Source organism: Herbaspirillum rhizosphaerae, assembly GCF_046025915.1.
GTDB lineage: Bacteria > Pseudomonadota > Gammaproteobacteria > Burkholderiales > Burkholderiaceae_D > Herbaspirillum > Herbaspirillum rhizosphaerae_A.
The window spans coordinates 123,051-140,715 of the sequence record NZ_JAQQFR010000005.1; the positions used below are offsets into that span (position 1 = coordinate 123,051).

Genomic DNA, 17,665 nt, shown 5'->3' on the forward strand with positions numbered 1-17,665 from the left:
ACATACAACATGCATCGCTTGAACGGTGCTGAGGAGATCCTGATGAGAATCGTTGAAATTCGCGAACAAACCATGCCGATCAGCTCGCCGATCCGCAATGCCTATATTGATTTCAGCAAAATGACGCTGAGCCTGGTTGCCGTCATTACCGACGTCATCCGCGACGGCAAGCCGGTGGTCGGCTACGGCTTCAACTCCAACGGCCGCTACGGCCAGGGCAAGCTGATGCGCGAGCGTTTTATCCCGCGCCTGATGGAAGCCGATCCTGCATCGCTGGTCAACGACGCCGGCGACAATTTCGACCCGCACAAGATCTGGGCGACGATGTTTACCAATGAAAAGCCTGGCGGCCATGGCGAACGCTCGGTCGCCATCGGCACCATCGACATGGCGGTGTGGGACGCCGTCGCCAAGATTGAAGGCAAGCCATTGTTTCAGTTGCTGGCCGACCGTTACGGCAACGGCGTGCCGGATCGCGAGGTGTTCGTTTACGCGGCGGGTGGTTACTACTATCCGAATCAGGATCACGAAAAGCTCAAGGATGAGATGCGCAGCTACATCGATCGCGGTTACACCGTGGTCAAGAAGAAGATCGGTGGCGCTTCGCTCGATGAAGATCTGCGCCGCATCGATTCCATCCTGAGCGTGCTGCAAGACGGTCAGAAACTCGCCGTCGATGCCAACGGCCGTTTCGATCTGGATACGGCGATCAAGTATGCCAAAGCACTCTCGCAATATGATCTGTTCTGGTATGAAGAGGCGGGCGATCCGCTGGATTACGAGTTGCAGGCGACGCTGCGCAATTACTACAAGAATCCGATGGCGACTGGCGAGAACCTGTTCTCCATGCAAGATGCACGCAACCTGATCCGCCACGGCGGCATGCGCGCGGACCGTGACTGGTTGCAGTTCGACTGTGCGCTGAGTTACGGGCTGGTGGAGTACCTGCGCACGCTGGACATGCTCAAGGAACACGGCTGGTCGGCCAGCCGTTGCATCCCGCACGGCGGCCATCAGATGTCGCTGAACATTGCGGCCGGTCTCGGCCTGGGCGGCAATGAATCCTATCCGGATCTGTTCCAGCCTTATGGTGGTTTCCCGGATGGCGTCAAGGTGCAGAACGGCTATATCACCATGCCTGATCTGCCGGGCATCGGGTTTGAAGGCAAGGCTGATTTGTATTTGCAAATGCAGAAGCTCTCGGCCTGATGCCTTGAATCACACCACGCTGCCGGACAATCGAGGCAGCGTGGCGCTTTTGTCTGTCTCTGATTTACGCTGCCGAAGCGCGGGCAGCAGTGCGGCGTGCAGCGCTACGCTTCATCAACAATGCACCGATCACGAAGGCTGCCGCCACCAATCCCAGATTGCGTACCGAACCGTCAGCGACAGTGATCGCACCTGCGCTGGCGCCCAGCGAAAAACCCAGATACATGAACGAGGCATTCAGCGAAAGCGCAATCGGCGCCAGCTTGATGCCGGCGATGTGGATCAGATTGGTTTGCTGTGCCGGATAAAACGCCCAACCCGCAATACCCCAGACGATCACCGAGACAAACACCGGCAGTACCGCCACGTTTGGCGGCAGCAGATACGCAATCGCCACCAGCGTCAGAAAAGCGGCGATCAGGAACATCAATGCAGGACCGGTCACGCGCTGAAAGCCGACGCGATCGGCAATCTTGCCGCCGGCCATGACGCCGATGGCGGCCGAGATGCCCCAGGCGAACAGCACATAACCCACATGCGTACCGTGGATGCCGGTGACTTGATTCAGGTACAGCGCAAAATACGTGTACATCGCATAAGCACCGGTAGCCCACAACAGCGTGGTCAGCAAGGCGCGCAGTACTGCTGGGTCACGTGCAGCCATTACGCGCTCACGCAGGCTGGCGACCGGCAGGTTGGCGCCAATGCCGTGTGGCAATCCGCGCAACAGGCCGATGGTTGCCAGCGCTGCGAGGATCGCCACACCGGCGAAGGTCATGCGCCAGCTAAGCTTGTCCGCGATCACGGTGCCCAGCGGCGCGGCTAGTGCGACGGCGACGGTGATGCCGCCGCTGACCAGCGCCAGCGCGCTGCCGCGGCGTTCTGGTGCGACCAGTGCGCCGGCCAGAGCCATGGCATTCGGTACATAGAGACCAGCGGCAAATGCCAGCAGGATCCGCGCCGTCATCAGTGACCAGTAGCCGGTGGCTTGCCAGGCAAGCAGATTGGCCAGCGTAAATGCGGTCATTGCGCCGATCAGCAGACCACGGCGATTGATGGCGCCGGTCAGCGCAGTCAGGATGGGTGAACTGAGAGCGTACGCAGCGGTGAAGGCCACTACCAGTTGTCCGGCAACGGCGACGCTGACGCCCAGATCGCGGGCAACGGTCGGCAGGATGCCGGCAATCATGAAACCTTCGGCGCCAACGGCAAAGGTGCCGAGTGCCAGCCAATACAGAGGGGCATTACTACCCGATGCGCCCGCAGGGGCGGGGGATAAAGTGGAAGATGTGCTCATGGCGTTCTCACAAAAAGGTATAAACAGATTTTTAAAATGACCAGTCGTCTTAAATTCGATGAAAAAAATGCCGCCTCTACTCTTTCTTGCCAAGGCGGCGTTACTGCAAACTCTGCAAATTCTTTGTTCTACTTCAGCATCTTGTTGAAGGCCAGATCCATGAACTGATCGAAGGCATCCTTGTTGCGCTCCACGCGTGTGCGCAGCGCCGCGCCTTCCCAGGCGTTGAGCAGAAAACCAGCCAGCGCTTCAGGGCTCATCTGCGTCGGAATCGAGCCTTCTTTCTGACCTGCAGCGATGGCATAGGCCAACTTGCCCGACCAGTTTGAATAGATCTTTATCAGTTCTTCGCGGATCAGCGCGCTTTGTTCCGACATCTCTGCACTCATGTTGCCGATCATGCAGCCATGCTGAAAACCGCGATCCACCAGCCTGTCGTTGAGCGCGGTGAAGTAGCGGTGCAGGCGTTCCAGCGCCGGTACGGCGTCGTCCACCAGGATTTCGCGCATCTTGCTGCGGCTGGCGTAATACGCCACGATTTCCGCACCCAGCACTTCTTTGCTCTCGAAGTGGTTGTAAAACGAACCCTTCGGTACGCCTGCTTCAGTAGTGATGTCCTGCACGCTGCATGCGTTGTAGCCGCGCTCTGATAACAATTTCAGCGCAGCATCGAAGATTTGGTCGCGGGTGTTTAACTTAGCCATGACCGAATAATATGACCAGTCGTCTTAAAAATCAAGCTTCGTTTTTCACATTGTTGGAAAAACGCGATGTTGCCGGTTGTCTACATGCTTTGTCCGGGCGTGGTCAAAGCATGTGTTGTCGTTGTAGAAACGTTGGGGAACGTAGCCTGAGTGTCATGCTGCTTCGCTTTCGGCAAGTACATACTGCGCAATCGCCAATGACGACGTCAGTCCCGGCGACTCGATGCCGAACAGATTGATCAGCCCGGTATAGCCATGCTGTGCGGGCCCGCTGATGAGGAAATCCTCTTCCTTGCTCGTGCTGGTGAGTTTGGGGCGTACGCCGGAATAGCTCGCCTGCAGGGACGCATCCGGTAATGCGGGCCAATAGCGCCGTATTGCCGCGTAAAAGCGCTCCGATCTGCGCTGATCGACGGCATAGTCCAAGTCCCGGTCATCCTTGACGTCCAGCCATTCCACGTCGGGACCGAAGCGCGCCTGGCCCGCCAGATCCAACGTCAGATGCACGCCCAATCCACCGTTTTCGGGTAGCGGATAAATCAGGTGTGAAAACGGCGTCTTGCCGCTCAGCGAAAAATAATTGCCCTTGGCGAAATAAGCGGTCGGGATATGTTCGGACGCTAGCCCTTCAAAGCAGCGCGCCAGCCGCGGCGCCGCCAGACCGGCTGCATTGATCACCAGGCCGGCGGACAATTGCACCTGATCGCCGTCTGTCGTGACCACATCCAGCGTGATGTTGTCACCGGTACGGCGCGCTGCGACAACCTGGCTTTGCAGCGCCAGGACGGCGCCGTGCGCCTCTGCGTCGGCAAGCAGTTGTTGCATCAGTCCATGGCTGTCGACGATGCCGGTGGAGGGGGACAGCAAAGCGCCGACGCAATCCAATGCCGGCTCCAGTTCTTTTGCGTGTGTGCTGCTTATCGTGGTCAGGTCATGTACGCCGTTCTGCGCGGCGTGCGCGGCAATGGCCTGCATACGCTCGGCCTGTTCTGCACTGGTGGCAACCAGCAATTTGCCGCAGCGCTGATGGGCGACGTGGCGTTCTTCGCAGTAGCGGTACAGCAGCGCACGTCCTTCGACACATAGCCTGGCCTTGAGCGAGCCGGGACGGTAATAAATTCCCGCATGGATCACCTCGCTGTTGCGTGAACTGATGCCGCTGCCGATGCTGTTGTCGGCTTCGACAATGACAACTTCGCGTCCGGCCAGCGCAAAGGCGCGCGCGATCGCCAGGCCGACGACACCGGCACCGATGACGACGCAGTCGATGCGGTCACTCATGAGGTAAAAAGGCTGCGAACAAGGTGATGAACAAGATGTACTCCAATCAGGCAAGCCGTCATTTTAGCGTGGCTGATGCGCTTCTGGCGCGATGCGCATTAAGCGTATTCATCAGCTGCACTAGGCGGCTACCGGCAAGAATGTTATAAATGAAAAACATACCGGCTTCATGGCTGGTCAGCTCCGATCCAGGCTTCATAACAACAATTAATAAGAGCCTCGCCGTAGCCCGACGACGTTCGTTTATGTTCATTCGTTGCTTGAACAATAGAGACGGAGATATATGGTCCGATACGCCGGATACAAGCGTTCTTCCACAGCATTGCTGGCAGCGGCATTTGTCCTGCTGGCTTGTATTTCGCTGATCGGACTGGATGCGTGGCGTACCTGGCAAGCCCGCGTCATCGAGGAGAGGGAAGCCGGCGTGACCGTGACCAACATGGCACGCGCGCTGGCGCAACATGCTGACGACACCTTCAAGGAGGCTGATACGGTGTTGATCGGCTTGCTGGAGCGTATTCGCTACGATGGCCTTCAGCCTGCGGCAGTGGAACGGCTGCATCGCTTGCTGATGTTGCGGGTAAAAGAGTTGCCGCAATTGGGCGGGATTTTTATCTACGACCCGGTCGGTCGCTGGATCGTCAATTCTCAGCCCGTCACCGATCGCAGCCTCAACAATGCAGACCGTGATTATTTCATCTATCACCGCGATCACAGCGATACCGGGCCTTATATCGGCATGCCGGTGAAGAGTCGTTCCAGCGGCAAGTGGATCGCCACCATCACACGGCGCATCAACAATGCGGACGGCAGCTTCGGCGGCGTGGTGTTGGCGACGATCGAGATGGATTACTTTCAGCGTTTTTATGACAGCTTCAACATCGGCAAATCGGGAGCGATTCTGCTTGCGCTCAACAACGGCACCATGATGTTCCGGCGCCCGCTGCGTGAAGATTCGATTTCAAAAAGCATGGCATCAGCATCGATATACCGTGATCATGCCTCCCGACACTCCAGCGGCGTCGCGCTGATCAAATCCTCACAAGATGGGGTCTTGCGCGTCAACGGCTACACCCATTTGCCGACGTATCCGATGTTCGTCGCGGTGGCATTGTCGAAAGATGAGGTACTTGAGGAGTGGCGCGCCGACGCCTACATGCACATGGCCGGCGTGTTGTTTCTGGTGACCTGTTTTGTCGTGGTCGGCCATCGAATGGTGCGGCAAATTGACAAGCGCGCGATGGCCGAGATCGAAGCCAATGAAGCGCGAGCCCAGGTGGAGGCGCTCAATCGAACGCTCGAGCGGCTCGCCATGCAAGACGGTCTGACCGGACTCGCCAATCGTCGTCACTTTGATGGGGCGCTGGCGCGCGAACTGGGCCGCGCGATAAGAAAAGGCGAAAGCCTTTCTCTCATCATGATCGACGTCGATCACTTCAAACTGTACAACGACATGTACGGGCATTTGTCCGGCGATGAATGTCTACGCAAGATCGGGCAGGCCATGTTGAGCGGTGAGCGCCGTCCCGGTGATCTGGCGGCGCGTTACGGTGGAGAAGAATTTGCGATGATCCTGCCCAATTGCGACGAAGCAGGCGCACTGATCGTGGCGGAGCAGATCAGGCAGGAAGTGCGCCGTCAGGCCATTCCGCATGCGTCCAATCCTGATGGCATGGTGACGATCAGTCTTGGTATCGGATCATTCAATCAGGCCCGGCGTGGTGCGACGACGTCTACGCTGGTGGGGGCCGCAGACCAGGCGCTGTATCGCGCCAAGGCCGGCGGTCGTGATCGTGTTGAGGTGTGAGTTGCCGAGCATCAGTTGCAGAGGATGAAGCGTGCCGGATATCCGGTAGATATTCTCAGTGGCGAGCGATTGTTTTCTCTACCGTTTTGGCAGCGACGACAGGCTCAGGAACAGGTTTAAAGACAGGTTCAGCAACGGGTTCGATGATCTCGCCTTCAACGACTTGCATTTCACCACTCTGTGCTATCGAGGAAAACGACCTGCCATCCATCGCACGATTGAAAGGGTAGACGTTGTTCTTCGCCTGCACGTCATTAACGACCTTCGCCATTTCCACGATCTGATATTGCGCCAGATCGTTTTCCCACTTTCGCTCGCGATAGTAAAAAAAGACCAGAAAGACCAGTCCGATGCTGAGGTAGGACACCACGGCGACGAACATGTCTTGTTGCAATAACTCGGCTAGAAATTTCATTTTTTAGGCTACTCGCTAAGTGGTGCGCCGGGGCCCGGGAGGGTTATCAGCGTGGGCATCGGCAGGGTTAAGCTGATGACTAAATGATAAAAAAAAGAGCGAGTGTTCGGTATCGGGGAATTCCTTATTTCCGGTATGAGATGCACTTTATGACCCTGACGATGTGACCCGAAACGCGGCATCTCATGCCGAAAATAGGGAGACGCGGTTTAGTGCAGCAAAGTCTTCTTCAATGTCGCTGCAAGCTCTTCAATGGCGAACTTGGCAACATAACCGTTGGCGCCGACGCTTCTGACGTGATCTTCGTTGGCGGAACCCGACAGTGAGGAGTGAATGACCACCGGAATCGTCTTGTAGCGCTGGTCGCTCTTGATGTTGCGCGTGAGCGTAAATCCATCCATCTCCGGCATCTCCAGATCGGTCAGCATGAGTGCAACCTTGTCGCCGATCTGCTTGCCTTCGCGCTGCGCTTCGACTGCCAGCGACTGCAATTTTTCCCAGGCTTCTTTGCCACTCTTTGTCATCACGTAAGGCACTCCCAGCGTCGATAAACCGCTTTCAATCATTGCGCGCGCCACCTTCGAGTCATCTGCCGCCAGCACGATCGAGCCCGGCTTGATCAGATCCTTGAGTTCGTTGCTGTGATCGCGATCGAGAGAACGCTTGACCGGTGACGTCATGTCCAGAATCTGTTCCACATCCAGCACCTGCACCAGGCGACTACCATCGACATCGGCATCCAGGCGCGCGATGCTGGTCACCATATCGCCACCGGCACTGGATTCTGCCGACAGCACCTGGCTCCAGTCCAGACGCACGATTTCTTCCACCGATTCCACCGCGAAGGCCTGCGTATTGCGGGCGTATTCGGTGATCAGCAAGATGTTCAGGCCGGTCTTCGGCGTGCAACCGGTCACCGCCGGCAAGTCAATGACGGAAATGACCTGCCCGCGGATATTGACCATGCCCAGCATGGGCGACTTGGTGCCGGCCGCCGTCGTGATCGGCACCATCGGCACAATCTCGCGGATCTTGAAAACATTGATCCCGAACAATTCGCCGGGACTGTCGCCAGCCGGGCTGCCGAGGCGGAACAGCAGCAATTCGAATTTGTTGCTACTGGTCAGGTTGGTACGTTCATCAATTTCTTTTTGGAATGCGTCCATGGGGTGGCCTCATTGTTGGTTTGGTGTTGCTGGCATTTGGGCGTGATGCTGCATTGATACTTTGCTTATGCGTCGTTAATACTTATTTCAGAATTGTTCCCAGGAGCCCGGATCGTCCTTCGGCACAGCCGATGATTTGAGCGCTGGCTGAGGCTGCCCACCACCCTTGACGACGCGCATGAGAGGCGCGGCGGGTTTAGCGGCAACTCGACGTACTGGCGGCGTAATGTCGATAGTGCGTTTGGGCATGGCTTTAGAGACGGGATTGCCGGCAGACTTGCTGACCGCGTTGCGTTCGTCGAGCTTGAATACGCCGACCACTTCCGACAAACGTCCGGCTTGTTCCTGCATCGATTGCGCAGCGGCGGCGGCTTGCTCAACCAGTGCGGCGTTTTGTTGCGTCACTTCATCCATTTGTGTGATCGCAAGATTGATCTGTTCGATGCCCTGGCTTTGCTCATGACTGGCGGCAGTGATTTCGCTGACGATGTCAGTCACGCGCTTGACGCTGTTGACCACTTCCTCCATGGTCGTGCCGGCTTGTTCGACCAGTTTGCTGCCGATGTCGACCTTGGCGACCGAGTCGTCGATCAGGATCTTGATCTCCTTGGCGGCTGAGGCCGAGCGTTGCGCCAGGCTGCGTACTTCGCTGGCCACGACCGCAAAGCCGCGGCCTTGCTCGCCGGCACGTGCTGCTTCGACAGCGGCATTCAGCGCCAGAATATTGGTTTGGAAAGCGATGCCGTCGATGACGCTGATGATGTCGACAATCTTGCGCGATGATTCATTGATTGAACCCATGGTGTTGACCACTTGCCCGACCACTTCACCGCCCGCGCTGGCGACTTCCGACGCGGTGACTGCAAGCTGGTTGGCCTGACGTGCGTTGTCGGCATTTTGCTTGACGGTGGAGGTGAGTTCTTCCATGGCCGAGGCGGTTTCTTCCAGCGAACCGGCTTGTTGTTCCGTACGCGACGACAGATCCATATTGCCGCTGGCGATTTCGTTGGAGGCCGTGGCGATGGTGTCGGTGCCGGTGCGTACTTCGCCGACGATCTTCATCAGGTTGTCGTTCATGCCTTTGAGTGCGTGCAGCAATTGACCGGTCTCATCTTTGCCGGCCAGTTGGATGTCCGCAGTCAGGTCGCCATCGGCGACACGCTGCGCCACCTCGACGGCAGCACCGAGCGGCTTGGAAATCACGCGAGAGATCCAGACTGCCAGTGTCATGGCGATGACCATGCAGATTGCCAGCATGGCGATGATCCACAGTTTTGCGCTGGCATACGTCGCATCGGCGTCGGCGCTCGATTTATCGGACCCTTTCTCGTTGACTTCGACCAATTTTTCCACCTGATCCAGCAGGTTACGATAGACCTTGGTCGACTCACCCTTGAGCAGGGCGCGTGCATCTTCGTTCTTGTTGGTGCGCGAGATGTCGAGGATTTTCTTGTGTTCGACAAGGAACACGGCAATCGCTTTTTCCACTTCAGGATAGATTGCGCGTTCTTCCGGTTCGCTGATTTGCTTCAGGTATTCGTCCTGTTGCTTTTTCAGATTGGCGATTTGCTTGTCGGCATTCTTCTCAATCTCTTCGAATTCCTGTGGTGTAGAGGCAAGGATATGTTGCAATTCGAAACTGCGAATGCGCGACAGCGAAAGTTTCATTTGCGACAGCGTGCGGATAGCCGGTAGCCAATTACTGGCGATGTCGGTCGAGGCCTGGTTCACGCGGCCCAGTTCGCGGATGGCGAAGGCGCCAAGTGCGGCTTCCAGTGCGATGACGATGCAGAACACCGAGATCAGTTTTTTTGAAATTTTCAGATCGTAGAACCACTTCATTTTTTTCTCCAGGCGGACGAGGGGCGACAGACTGCATTAGGGGCGCTGAAAGCATTCCGATACCAGTTGGCAGCGGATGAAAATGTCTGGCCATCAGGCAGGGATCCTGCGGGGACGTTCGAGCTGGTGTGATGAAGAAGGCAACTCGGACGCCGAGCAGGTGATAATTCCGCTATGCCCGATGTATTGCCAGCTTAGGGGAGTGACATACTCTCGGGTATCAGTGTTTTCCTGATAGCGGAAAAGCAACTCTGTCGTTGAGAGCGAAAAGAACGTTGCAGTTTTCTCGAAGGCAATATGAGGCAACTCCGCACAACGCTGCGCAGAGTGATGTGATCGGGGATAATAGCGGCTTCAACCAAACCAAGGATCGTCGTGGCAGTCTCCATCAAAACTGAAAAACAGATCGCCATGATGCGTGTGGCCGGAGGGTTGGCCGCAGATGTGCTGGAGATGATCGGCGAATATGTGGTGCCGGGCGTGACGACCGAAGAGCTGGATCGCCGCTGCCATGATTACATCCGCAAAGTGCAGAAGGCCACGCCGGCCAATATCGGCTATCACGGCTTTCCAAAGACCTTGTGTACCTCGGTCAATAGCGTGGTGTGTCATGGCATTCCCAGCAGCAAAGTGGTCTTGAAGGACGGCGACATCATCAATATCGACGTCACCGTCATCAAGGACGGCTGGCATGGCGATACCAGCCGCATGTATTTTGCCGGCACGCCGTCGGCGGAAGCACAGCGCCTGGTGCAGGTGACACTCGACGCGATGCTGGCGGGGATTGCCGTGGTGCGCCCCGGCGCGCGGCTTGGCGACGTCGGCCACGCGATCCAGACATTGGCCGAAGGCGCCGGTTATTCGGTGGTGCGCGAATATTGCGGCCATGGCATCGGCAAGGTCTACCACGAAGAGCCACAGGTGCTGCACTATGGCACACGCAACTCCGGCCTGCTGCTGCGCGAGGGCATGACGTTTACCGTCGAACCGATGATTAACCTGGGCGCGCGTGGCGTGCAGCAATTGGACGACGGCTGGACTGTTGTCACACGCGACGGTTCCTTATCGGCGCAGTGGGAGCACATGATTGCCGTGACCGCTGATGGCGCTGAGATCCTGACGGCCTGGCCGAAGAAATAAGCCGCTAAGTCGCTTCATCAATTAGCCTCAGATCCGCCAGCTGCGTTTCCCATGCAACCGTGTTTGCATTCCTTGCCGGATGTAGCACGTCTATCGGTTATCATTTCTTGCCGCAGGGTATGGCATACATTTCATGTGTGACCTCTTCGCGGCGGTTGCCCTTCTTTTCCACCGTTCTGACACCGATAGATCATCGCCCATGAAAATTTCCCCGTCGCTGCCGCTCTGGTCCATTGCTTCGCCCGTCATTGGCTGGCTGGTTTATGCCGTCAATGGTTTGCAGCCAGGTGGCTGGTTCGCCATCCTGCTGGTGATCGGTCTGATGGCATCCGTGCTGGCGGCGGTGTATCACGCCGAGGTGGTGGCGCACAAAGTCGGTGAACCATTTGGCACGCTGGTGTTGGCGCTGGCGGTGACGCTGATTGAGGTGGCGCTGATCGTGTCGTTGATGCTGTCCGGCGGTGAAGCCACGACCGGGCTGGCGCGCGATACGGTGTTTGCGGCCATCATGATCATCCTCAACGGCATTGTCGGCATTTGTCTGCTGGTCGGCGCCAGTCACCACCGCGAGCAATCATTTGGCCAGCATGGCGTCAGCGCATCGTTGGCGACCCTGGCTGCAATAGCGGTGTTGACACTGGTCTTGCCGAACTACACCCTGACCAAGATCGGCCCTTTCTACAGCCCCAGCCAGTTGGCGTTCATTGCCGTGATTTCACTGGTGTTGTACGGCACCTTCGTGCTGGTGCAGACTGTGCGCCATCGCGACTACTTCCTGCCTGCCGATGCGGCCTCCAATGAAGAAGCGCATGCGGAGCCGCCATCCAACAAGGTTGCCATCACCAGCGCGGTGCTGCTGTTGGCTTGCCTGGGTGCAGTGGTGTTGCTGGCCAAGGCGCTGGCGCCAACACTGGAAACTGCACTCGACAGTCTCGGCGCACCTAAATCGGTGGTAGGTATTGTCATTGCCGCCATCGTACTGTTGCCGGAAGGCTTGGCGGCGGTGCGTGCGGCGCGCGCCAACCGCTTGCAGACCAGCCTCAATCTGGCGATCGGTTCCGCGCTGGCGAGTATCGGCCTGACGATTCCTGCTGTGGCGGTAGTATCGCTGGCGACCGGCTGGACCTTGTCACTGGGACTTGATATCAAATCGACAGTGCTGCTCTTACTGTCGTTTATCGTCGCCGGTTTTTCGCTGAGTACCGGTCGCACGACGGTGATGCAGGGGATGGTGCATCTGGTGATTTTTGCGGTGTATCTGTTCACCACGATCGTGCCCTGACGGACATGGACCCTGGGACGCTTCAGCGTCTCAGGTTCTGCTGATCCTTGCGTAGCGGATCCAGCAACGGGCGCAGCGCATTGTGATCAAGTTCATACATCAGCGCCAGCAAGCTGCCCAACTCTCCGCGCGGAAATCCTTCACGCGCAAACCATCCCAGATAATGTCCCGGCAAGTCGGCCAGCAGGCGGCCTTTGTATTTGCCATAGGGCATTTCCATGCAGACCAGTTTCAACAGGTGTTCTTGATTCATCGTGAAGTTCAGGAAAGCGAGGTTTCGGTCTTGACCTCGTCACTGCGCGCGACATTATTGCGGCCCTTGGCTTTAGCGATATAAAGCGCGCGATCAGCTTCTTCGACCAGTTGATCCGGCGTATCTGATTGCAAGCTCGGACGAATGACGGCAACGCCCACGCTGATGGTGACGATGGTCAACGGACTGGCGGCATGCTGGATATCGAGCGCAGCAATGTCGGCGCGCAAGCGTTCGGCGATGATGGCTGCTGACTCCAGCGTTGTTTGCGGCAGCAGCACAACCATTTCTTCGCCGCCGTAGCGCGCAGCGAGGTCGCCTGTGCGTTGCGGCACTGCTTTGATCATGTCGGCGATGCGGCGCAGAGAATCGTCGCCCGCACGGTGTCCGTAAATGTCGTTGTATTGCTTGAACCAGTCGACGTCGATCATGATCAGGCCCAGCGTTTCTCTATTGCGCAATGCCCGTGCAAATTCTTCGTTGAGTGCGATGTCAAAATGGCGCCGGTTCGCCAGCCCCGTCAGACCGTCTTCCAATGCCAGATTCTGCAGGTGCTTGTTCAACTGATCGAGATTGTCGTGCGCGATGACAAGCTTGGCTTCGGTTTCCAGGCGCAACTTGATCTGGCTCAACAGCCAGTTGCCGAGTACCGCCAGGATCAGGATCAGGATGAGAATGGCTGCCGTATGGCGCAAGGTGTCATCAATCCAGCCATCCAGCACCTCGTCCTTGGACAAGGCAATCGCGATAAACATCGGGAACTGGTTGAAGTGCCGGTAGGCGTTGATCTTGTCCTTGCCGTCCACGGTGGAGGGGGCGGTGTGCGTGCCATCGTGGTTCTTGGTGACGTAGTCGCGGAAGATCGGCACCTTGCGCAGATCCGAACCGACATATTTGTCAAAGAACGGCCGCCGCACCAGCAGGGTGCCGTTGTTGAGGCCAAGGATGATCAGACCGCTCTCGCCGATGTTGAAGGTGTTGTAGAAGTTGCGGAAGTAGTCGATGTCGATCGCTGCCAGCACCACGCCGCCGAAACTGCCATCGGGATTGTTGATGCGGCGCGATACCGTCAATCGCCAGGCGCCGGCAGGATTCTTGACCAAAGGCCCGACGTACGGCCCGAGGTCGGCATGGTCGCGATGGTATTGGAAATAATTGCGATCGTTCACGTTGTTGCTGAACAGGACTTCGTTGGAGTCGACCATCGCATAGCCGTCGGCATTGAGTACGAACAGGCCTGCCAGTTGCGGCAATTCGGCGACGCGCGACTTCAACAATTGGTGCAGGCGCGGTTTCATCTTTTCGGTAAGACCGTCCGCCGCCATCAGTTCGATGACGCCGCTGAGAATCAGATCGGCGGCTTTCAGTGTGTCGTCGCCATGCTGAGCCAGTGCGCGGGCCATGTTGACCATGGTGGTTTCCGTGTCGCGCAACTGCACGGTGCGGTTCTTCCATGCTTGCCAGCCATCGACGGAGAGCAGCGACAGGCAGACGAGAAAGAAGAAAATCTTTGCCCTGAAAACGATCGGGGGTGTTTCACCCGCGTTTCCGGTGCTGAGGTTTTTCAATCGTCGTATTACGGTCATAACAGGCATCATAGTTATTATCGGCTTGCCGGCGTGCGCTGTCTCGTCGCCCACTATGGGAATGGCAAGCGTCTGTGACTTCCATGCTACTAGAAATATGTGTCAAATTCGCGGTAGTTTGTTCTCTATGGGCAAATTATCCACAGTGCCACGGCAAGCTTGCGACAACAAAGCATTGTTTCTTTGTGAGCGCGACTTTACGGCAAATATATTGATTTTCAGCAATGCCTGATCGCGACTTTATAATTGAATCTCGTCACACCTTTTCCAGTGTTTTCATGCCCGAACAGATCGACAACGACCCGCCACCGACACCGCCGATAGAGCCTCAGCTGGAAGATTGCTGTCAGAGCGGTTGCGATCCCTGCATTTTTGATATTTATCAGGATGCATTGGAGCGTTATCGACTAGCCTTACAGGAATGGCAAGCACGTCGGGACGCCGCTACCACCAGCCATAAACCGTCCAAGCGCGCCAAATAGCAGTCCGGCAAGCTCCTGCAACGGTCGATAGAAGTCCTCTGTCATTTGAGGGTCATATTCTTCGTGTAAGTTCTGACAGTACCCTGACCGACAAACCGGGCGCCGGTCTGCCAGACCGGTTCAGACCCAGATGGAGAAAAAATGAACGACGAAGAACTGGTGCGCCGCATCCACCGTGAACTGGCGGACAGCTATGATGAAGAGCTGGAACTGGAAATCGAGGATCGCACGATCGAAGAGCTGGCTGAAGGCGTGGATGCCCGCAGCGAGCAGGACAAGGAAGATCGCCGTCTGTATTTCCGCGAACTGTTCCGCCTCCAGGCTGAACTGGTCAAGCTGCAGGATTGGGTGGTCGCCACCGGCCACAAGGTGGTGATCCTGTTTGAAGGCCGCGATGCAGCAGGCAAGGGTGGCGTCATCAAGCGCATCACTCAGCGCCTCAATCCACGCGTGTGCCGTGTTGCCGCTTTGCCGGCGCCGAACGACCGCGAGCGCACGCAATGGTATTTTCAGCGCTATATCTCGCATCTGCCTGCCGCAGGCGAGATCGTGCTGTTCGACCGCAGCTGGTACAACCGCGCCGGTGTCGAGCGCGTCATGGGTTTTTGCACGGATGATCAGTACGAAGAATTCTTCCGCTCTGCACCGGAGTTCGAGCGCATGCTGGCGCGCTCCGGCATTCAGCTGATCAAATACTGGTTCTCCATCACCGACGAAGAGCAGCACATGCGCTTCTTGAGCCGTATCCATGATCCGCTGAAACAGTGGAAACTCAGCCCGATGGATCTGGAATCGCGTCGCCGTTGGGAGGATTACACCAAGGCCAAGGAAATCATGCTGGAGCGCACCCACATCCCTGAAGCGCCATGGTGGGTCGTGCAGGCCGTCGACAAGAAAAAAGCGCGCCTGAACTGCATCCATCACTTGCTGGGTCAAATGCCGTACGGTGAAGTCGAACATTCGCCGATCTCGCTGCCTGAACGCGTGCGTCACGACGACTACTTCCGCCGCGAAGTATCGAGCGAAATCGTGGTGCCGGAAGTGTATTGATTGTTTCTGTCAGCGTAGCAGAGGTGGTGATGCAATAAAAAACGGGAGCCGAGGCTCCCGTTTTTTATTGTGCAGAGGATCGCAGGATCGCTCAGAAATACTTTTTCAGCACTTCGCCAAACGCTTGTTCCGCCGACATGCCGGCACGCATCATGGCAGTGATTTCCGTGGAGTGCTCGCCGATGGTGTCAGGCAGCGTGGAGCGATTGGCTTTGAAGTATTCATACTTCTCGCTGTCGACCAGATCCTTGGCGCGGGTTGCTGCGCTTGGCGCGCGCGTGGTGCTGGCGCGCTTGACGGTGCCGGTGCTCATCGTACGTGCCGGCTTCAGACCGCCGACCTTGGCCAGCTTGATCTGTTCCAGGGTGAATACGCCGGTGGAGTTGCCAGGGGCGAACTCGGCTTCTTCAGGATGATGCAGGTGATGGTTGCCGTCGAAGGCCATCTTCTTGCCGGCGCTGTTGGTGAGCTGATAGCGCGGGCCGTTGCCCGATGTGACCAGCGCGAACTGCACGCGATCGCCGTAAGTATCCATCTGGGTGATGACACCGGTCAGGTAGTCGGCCTTCAGGGATTCGATATTGCCGTTCCAGCGTTTGCTTCTTGTCGTAGTCAAAATATGTACTTCCAGTAATGATGGCGACCGCGCGCGAGGGGATCGGAGGAGGAAATCAGCAATCCGTGGCGGCCAGCCTGAAAAATCAGTTTGACCCTCCATTATCCTCTTCTCGCGCAGAGATTGACAGGGCAGGCGGGAAATTTGCCCTTATTTTATGCAGAATTTTTTTCTTGGTCGGCGCAAAGCCTCTCCCATGGCTGATGTTGGCAAAATACAATCATGTCGTGCGGAAATATTGCGGCTATAATGTCCTACAGCAAAGGCAACCGGGGAATGCCGCGCTCTTGTGTCACGCATGTCACTCATGTCTCGTATCACGCCCCGTTCAACCCGATCGCAACAATAAAAAGGCAGGCATCATGGGGCAGGGAATCGTTTCGTTTCAGCGGTCGTGGGGATTAGCTGTCGCGCTGGTTTGCGTTAGTCCAATCGCGTACGCTGAGGTGCAGGACTACGTTCAGGCCGGCATCATCAAGGTGGTGCGCGGCGACGTGCAAGTGCTGCGTCAGGGCGCGGTGCAAAAGCCTGCAGAGGCGACCTCTCCACAAGCCGCTTCTCCACAAATATTTGCCCACGTCGGCGATCGCCTGTTCTCCGGTGATCGCGTCGTCACCGCCGATGGCGCTGCAGTCGGCATAACCTTGCGCGACGACACGCTGGTGTCGCTTGGACCCAAGAGCACCTTCGTGCTCGAACAATACAATTTCAACGAAAGCTCTGGTGAAGGCAACGTTGCCGTGCGCGTGGTCAAGGGCACCTTGCGCTACGTCACCGGCCTGATCGGCAAGCACGCGCCGGAGCGCCAGCAAGTCATTACGCCCACGGCCACCATCGGCATACGCGGCACCGACTTCATCGTGGACGTGGCCAGTGAATAAGCGTAGCGGCGGTACACGCCTGGGTAAGCTCCTTGCATTCTGGAGCTGTCTCGCGGGTTTTGTGTTCCTGACCGGTTGCGCCGGGCCGAAGGAGCGTTTTGTCCTGTTGCCGCAGCCGGATGGTTCATCCAGCAGCATCGTGGTCAAGACCAATGTCGGCGAGACCTCATTGACCACGCCGTACGCCTCGGTGGAAACCGACGGTGGCAAAGCCGGCAAGACGCTGACCCTGAACGAAGCCCAGGTGCAGGCGCGCTATGCACCGGTGATGGATAATTTGCCCTTGCGGCCTCGCACCTATGTCTTGTTGTTCGAGCTGGGGCGCGACCGCCTCACGCCCGCCGCCCGCAAATTTCTCGATCAGGCGATTGAAGAATTCAAGCAATTCCCCGCTGGCGAATTCATCGTCATCGGCCATGCCGACAACATCGGCAACGATGCCTTCAACGACACGCTGTCGGTGCGACGCGCCAAGCTGATCGAGCGCGAATTGATCCGTGCTAAAGTCAATCTGATCAGCATCGAGGTGATCGGCAAGGGATCGCGCGAACCGCGTGTCCCTGCGAAGAAGGGTGTGCCGGAACCGGGTAATCGTTACGTAGAAATCAAGCTGCGCTAAGAGCCGCTAACAAAACGCCGCATCATAAGTTTCAC

General features: G+C 57.2%; 17 protein-coding genes. 8 read left to right on the forward strand and 9 right to left on the reverse strand.

Annotated elements, in window-relative coordinates; genetic code table 11:
* The first annotated feature begins 42 nt into the window (after positions 1 to 42).
* On the forward strand, positions 43 to 1,209 hold the full coding sequence (locus tag PQR63_RS09295; RefSeq protein ID WP_408167570.1) for a mandelate racemase/muconate lactonizing enzyme family protein: 1,167 nt from the start codon (positions 43 to 45) through the stop codon (positions 1,207 to 1,209).
* Between the two features lie 64 nt (positions 1,210 to 1,273).
* Here PQR63_RS09295 and PQR63_RS09300 read toward each other — a convergent pair whose 3' ends face one another.
* The 3 genes from PQR63_RS09300 to PQR63_RS09310 form a co-directional block, all read right to left on the reverse strand.
* Positions 1,274 to 2,506 (reverse strand): MFS transporter, encoded by a 1,233-nt coding sequence (locus PQR63_RS09300; protein ID WP_408167571.1) that lies wholly within the window; start codon positions 2,504 to 2,506, stop codon positions 1,274 to 1,276.
* A 128-nt stretch (positions 2,507 to 2,634) separates the two neighbouring features.
* A complete protein-coding gene (locus tag PQR63_RS09305) occupies positions 2,635 to 3,210 on the reverse strand; it encodes a TetR/AcrR family transcriptional regulator (RefSeq protein ID WP_408167572.1) in 576 nt (191 codons plus the stop codon).
* Between the two features lie 153 nt (positions 3,211 to 3,363).
* On the reverse strand, positions 3,364 to 4,491 hold the full coding sequence (locus tag PQR63_RS09310) for an NAD(P)/FAD-dependent oxidoreductase (RefSeq protein ID WP_408167573.1): 1,128 nt from the start codon (positions 4,489 to 4,491) through the stop codon (positions 3,364 to 3,366).
* Positions 4,492 to 4,774: 283 nt separating this feature from the next.
* Between PQR63_RS09310 and PQR63_RS09315 the strand changes: the two genes are divergently transcribed.
* Complete coding sequence (locus PQR63_RS09315; protein ID WP_408167574.1) at positions 4,775 to 6,298, forward strand: sensor domain-containing diguanylate cyclase; 1,524 nt, start codon at positions 4,775 to 4,777, stop codon at positions 6,296 to 6,298.
* Between the two features lie 55 nt (positions 6,299 to 6,353).
* On the opposite strand, the gene PQR63_RS09320 is transcribed toward PQR63_RS09315, so the two are convergent.
* The 3 genes from PQR63_RS09320 to PQR63_RS09330 form a co-directional block, all read right to left on the reverse strand.
* Positions 6,354 to 6,713, reverse strand: coding sequence for a hypothetical protein (locus PQR63_RS09320; RefSeq protein WP_408167575.1), 360 nt, complete (start codon positions 6,711 to 6,713; stop codon positions 6,354 to 6,356).
* A 209-nt stretch (positions 6,714 to 6,922) separates the two neighbouring features.
* On the reverse strand, positions 6,923 to 7,879 hold the full coding sequence (locus PQR63_RS09325) for a chemotaxis protein (RefSeq protein ID WP_408167576.1): 957 nt from the start codon (positions 7,877 to 7,879) through the stop codon (positions 6,923 to 6,925).
* 87 nt (positions 7,880 to 7,966) lie between these two features.
* A complete protein-coding gene (locus PQR63_RS09330; RefSeq protein WP_408167578.1) occupies positions 7,967 to 9,721 on the reverse strand; it encodes a methyl-accepting chemotaxis protein in 1,755 nt (584 codons plus the stop codon).
* Between the two features lie 369 nt (positions 9,722 to 10,090).
* Between PQR63_RS09330 and map the strand changes: the two genes are divergently transcribed.
* Both map and PQR63_RS09340 read left to right on the forward strand, forming a co-directional pair.
* A complete protein-coding gene (gene map, locus PQR63_RS09335; RefSeq protein WP_408167783.1) occupies positions 10,091 to 10,861 on the forward strand; it encodes a type I methionyl aminopeptidase in 771 nt (256 codons plus the stop codon).
* A 199-nt stretch (positions 10,862 to 11,060) separates the two neighbouring features.
* The gene (locus tag PQR63_RS09340; protein ID WP_408167579.1) at positions 11,061 to 12,143 is read left to right on the forward strand and encodes a calcium:cation antiporter; all 1,083 of its coding nucleotides are present in this window, start codon (positions 11,061 to 11,063) and stop codon (positions 12,141 to 12,143) included.
* A gap of 22 nt (positions 12,144 to 12,165) precedes the next feature.
* On the opposite strand, the gene PQR63_RS09345 is transcribed toward PQR63_RS09340, so the two are convergent.
* Positions 12,166 to 12,396: a DUF3820 family protein gene (locus tag PQR63_RS09345; RefSeq protein ID WP_408167580.1), complete on the reverse strand. Its 231-nt coding sequence runs from the start codon at positions 12,394 to 12,396 to the stop codon at positions 12,166 to 12,168.
* Between the two features lie 8 nt (positions 12,397 to 12,404).
* Positions 12,405 to 13,982 carry a sensor domain-containing diguanylate cyclase gene (locus PQR63_RS09350; RefSeq protein ID WP_408167581.1) on the reverse strand — a complete coding sequence of 526 codons (1,578 nt, stop codon included), beginning with the start codon at positions 13,980 to 13,982 and terminating at the stop codon, positions 12,405 to 12,407.
* A gap of 278 nt (positions 13,983 to 14,260) precedes the next feature.
* Here PQR63_RS09350 and PQR63_RS09355 point away from each other — a divergent pair, with 278 nt between their 5' ends.
* Both PQR63_RS09355 and ppk2 read left to right on the forward strand, forming a co-directional pair.
* Positions 14,261 to 14,464, forward strand: a complete 204-nt coding sequence (locus PQR63_RS09355; protein WP_408167784.1) for an oxidoreductase-like domain-containing protein — start codon at positions 14,261 to 14,263, stop codon at positions 14,462 to 14,464.
* A 141-nt stretch (positions 14,465 to 14,605) separates the two neighbouring features.
* Positions 14,606 to 15,514 (forward strand): polyphosphate kinase 2, encoded by a 909-nt coding sequence (gene ppk2 / locus PQR63_RS09360; RefSeq protein WP_408167582.1) that lies wholly within the window; start codon positions 14,606 to 14,608, stop codon positions 15,512 to 15,514.
* A gap of 91 nt (positions 15,515 to 15,605) precedes the next feature.
* Here the strand turns inward: ppk2 and PQR63_RS09365 are convergent, their stop codons facing one another.
* Positions 15,606 to 16,130, reverse strand: a complete 525-nt coding sequence (locus PQR63_RS09365) for a hypothetical protein (RefSeq protein WP_094562916.1) — start codon at positions 16,128 to 16,130, stop codon at positions 15,606 to 15,608.
* A gap of 362 nt (positions 16,131 to 16,492) precedes the next feature.
* Here PQR63_RS09365 and PQR63_RS09370 point away from each other — a divergent pair, with 362 nt between their 5' ends.
* Together PQR63_RS09370 and PQR63_RS09375 are read left to right on the forward strand one after the other, a co-directional pair.
* Positions 16,493 to 17,011, forward strand: coding sequence for a FecR family protein (locus PQR63_RS09370; protein ID WP_408167583.1), 519 nt, complete (start codon positions 16,493 to 16,495; stop codon positions 17,009 to 17,011).
* Complete coding sequence (locus PQR63_RS09375; RefSeq protein WP_408167585.1) at positions 17,004 to 17,630, forward strand: OmpA family protein; 627 nt, start codon at positions 17,004 to 17,006, stop codon at positions 17,628 to 17,630. The genes PQR63_RS09370 and PQR63_RS09375 overlap by 8 nt, the downstream gene beginning before the upstream one ends.
* Positions 17,631 to 17,665 lie beyond the last annotated feature (35 nt).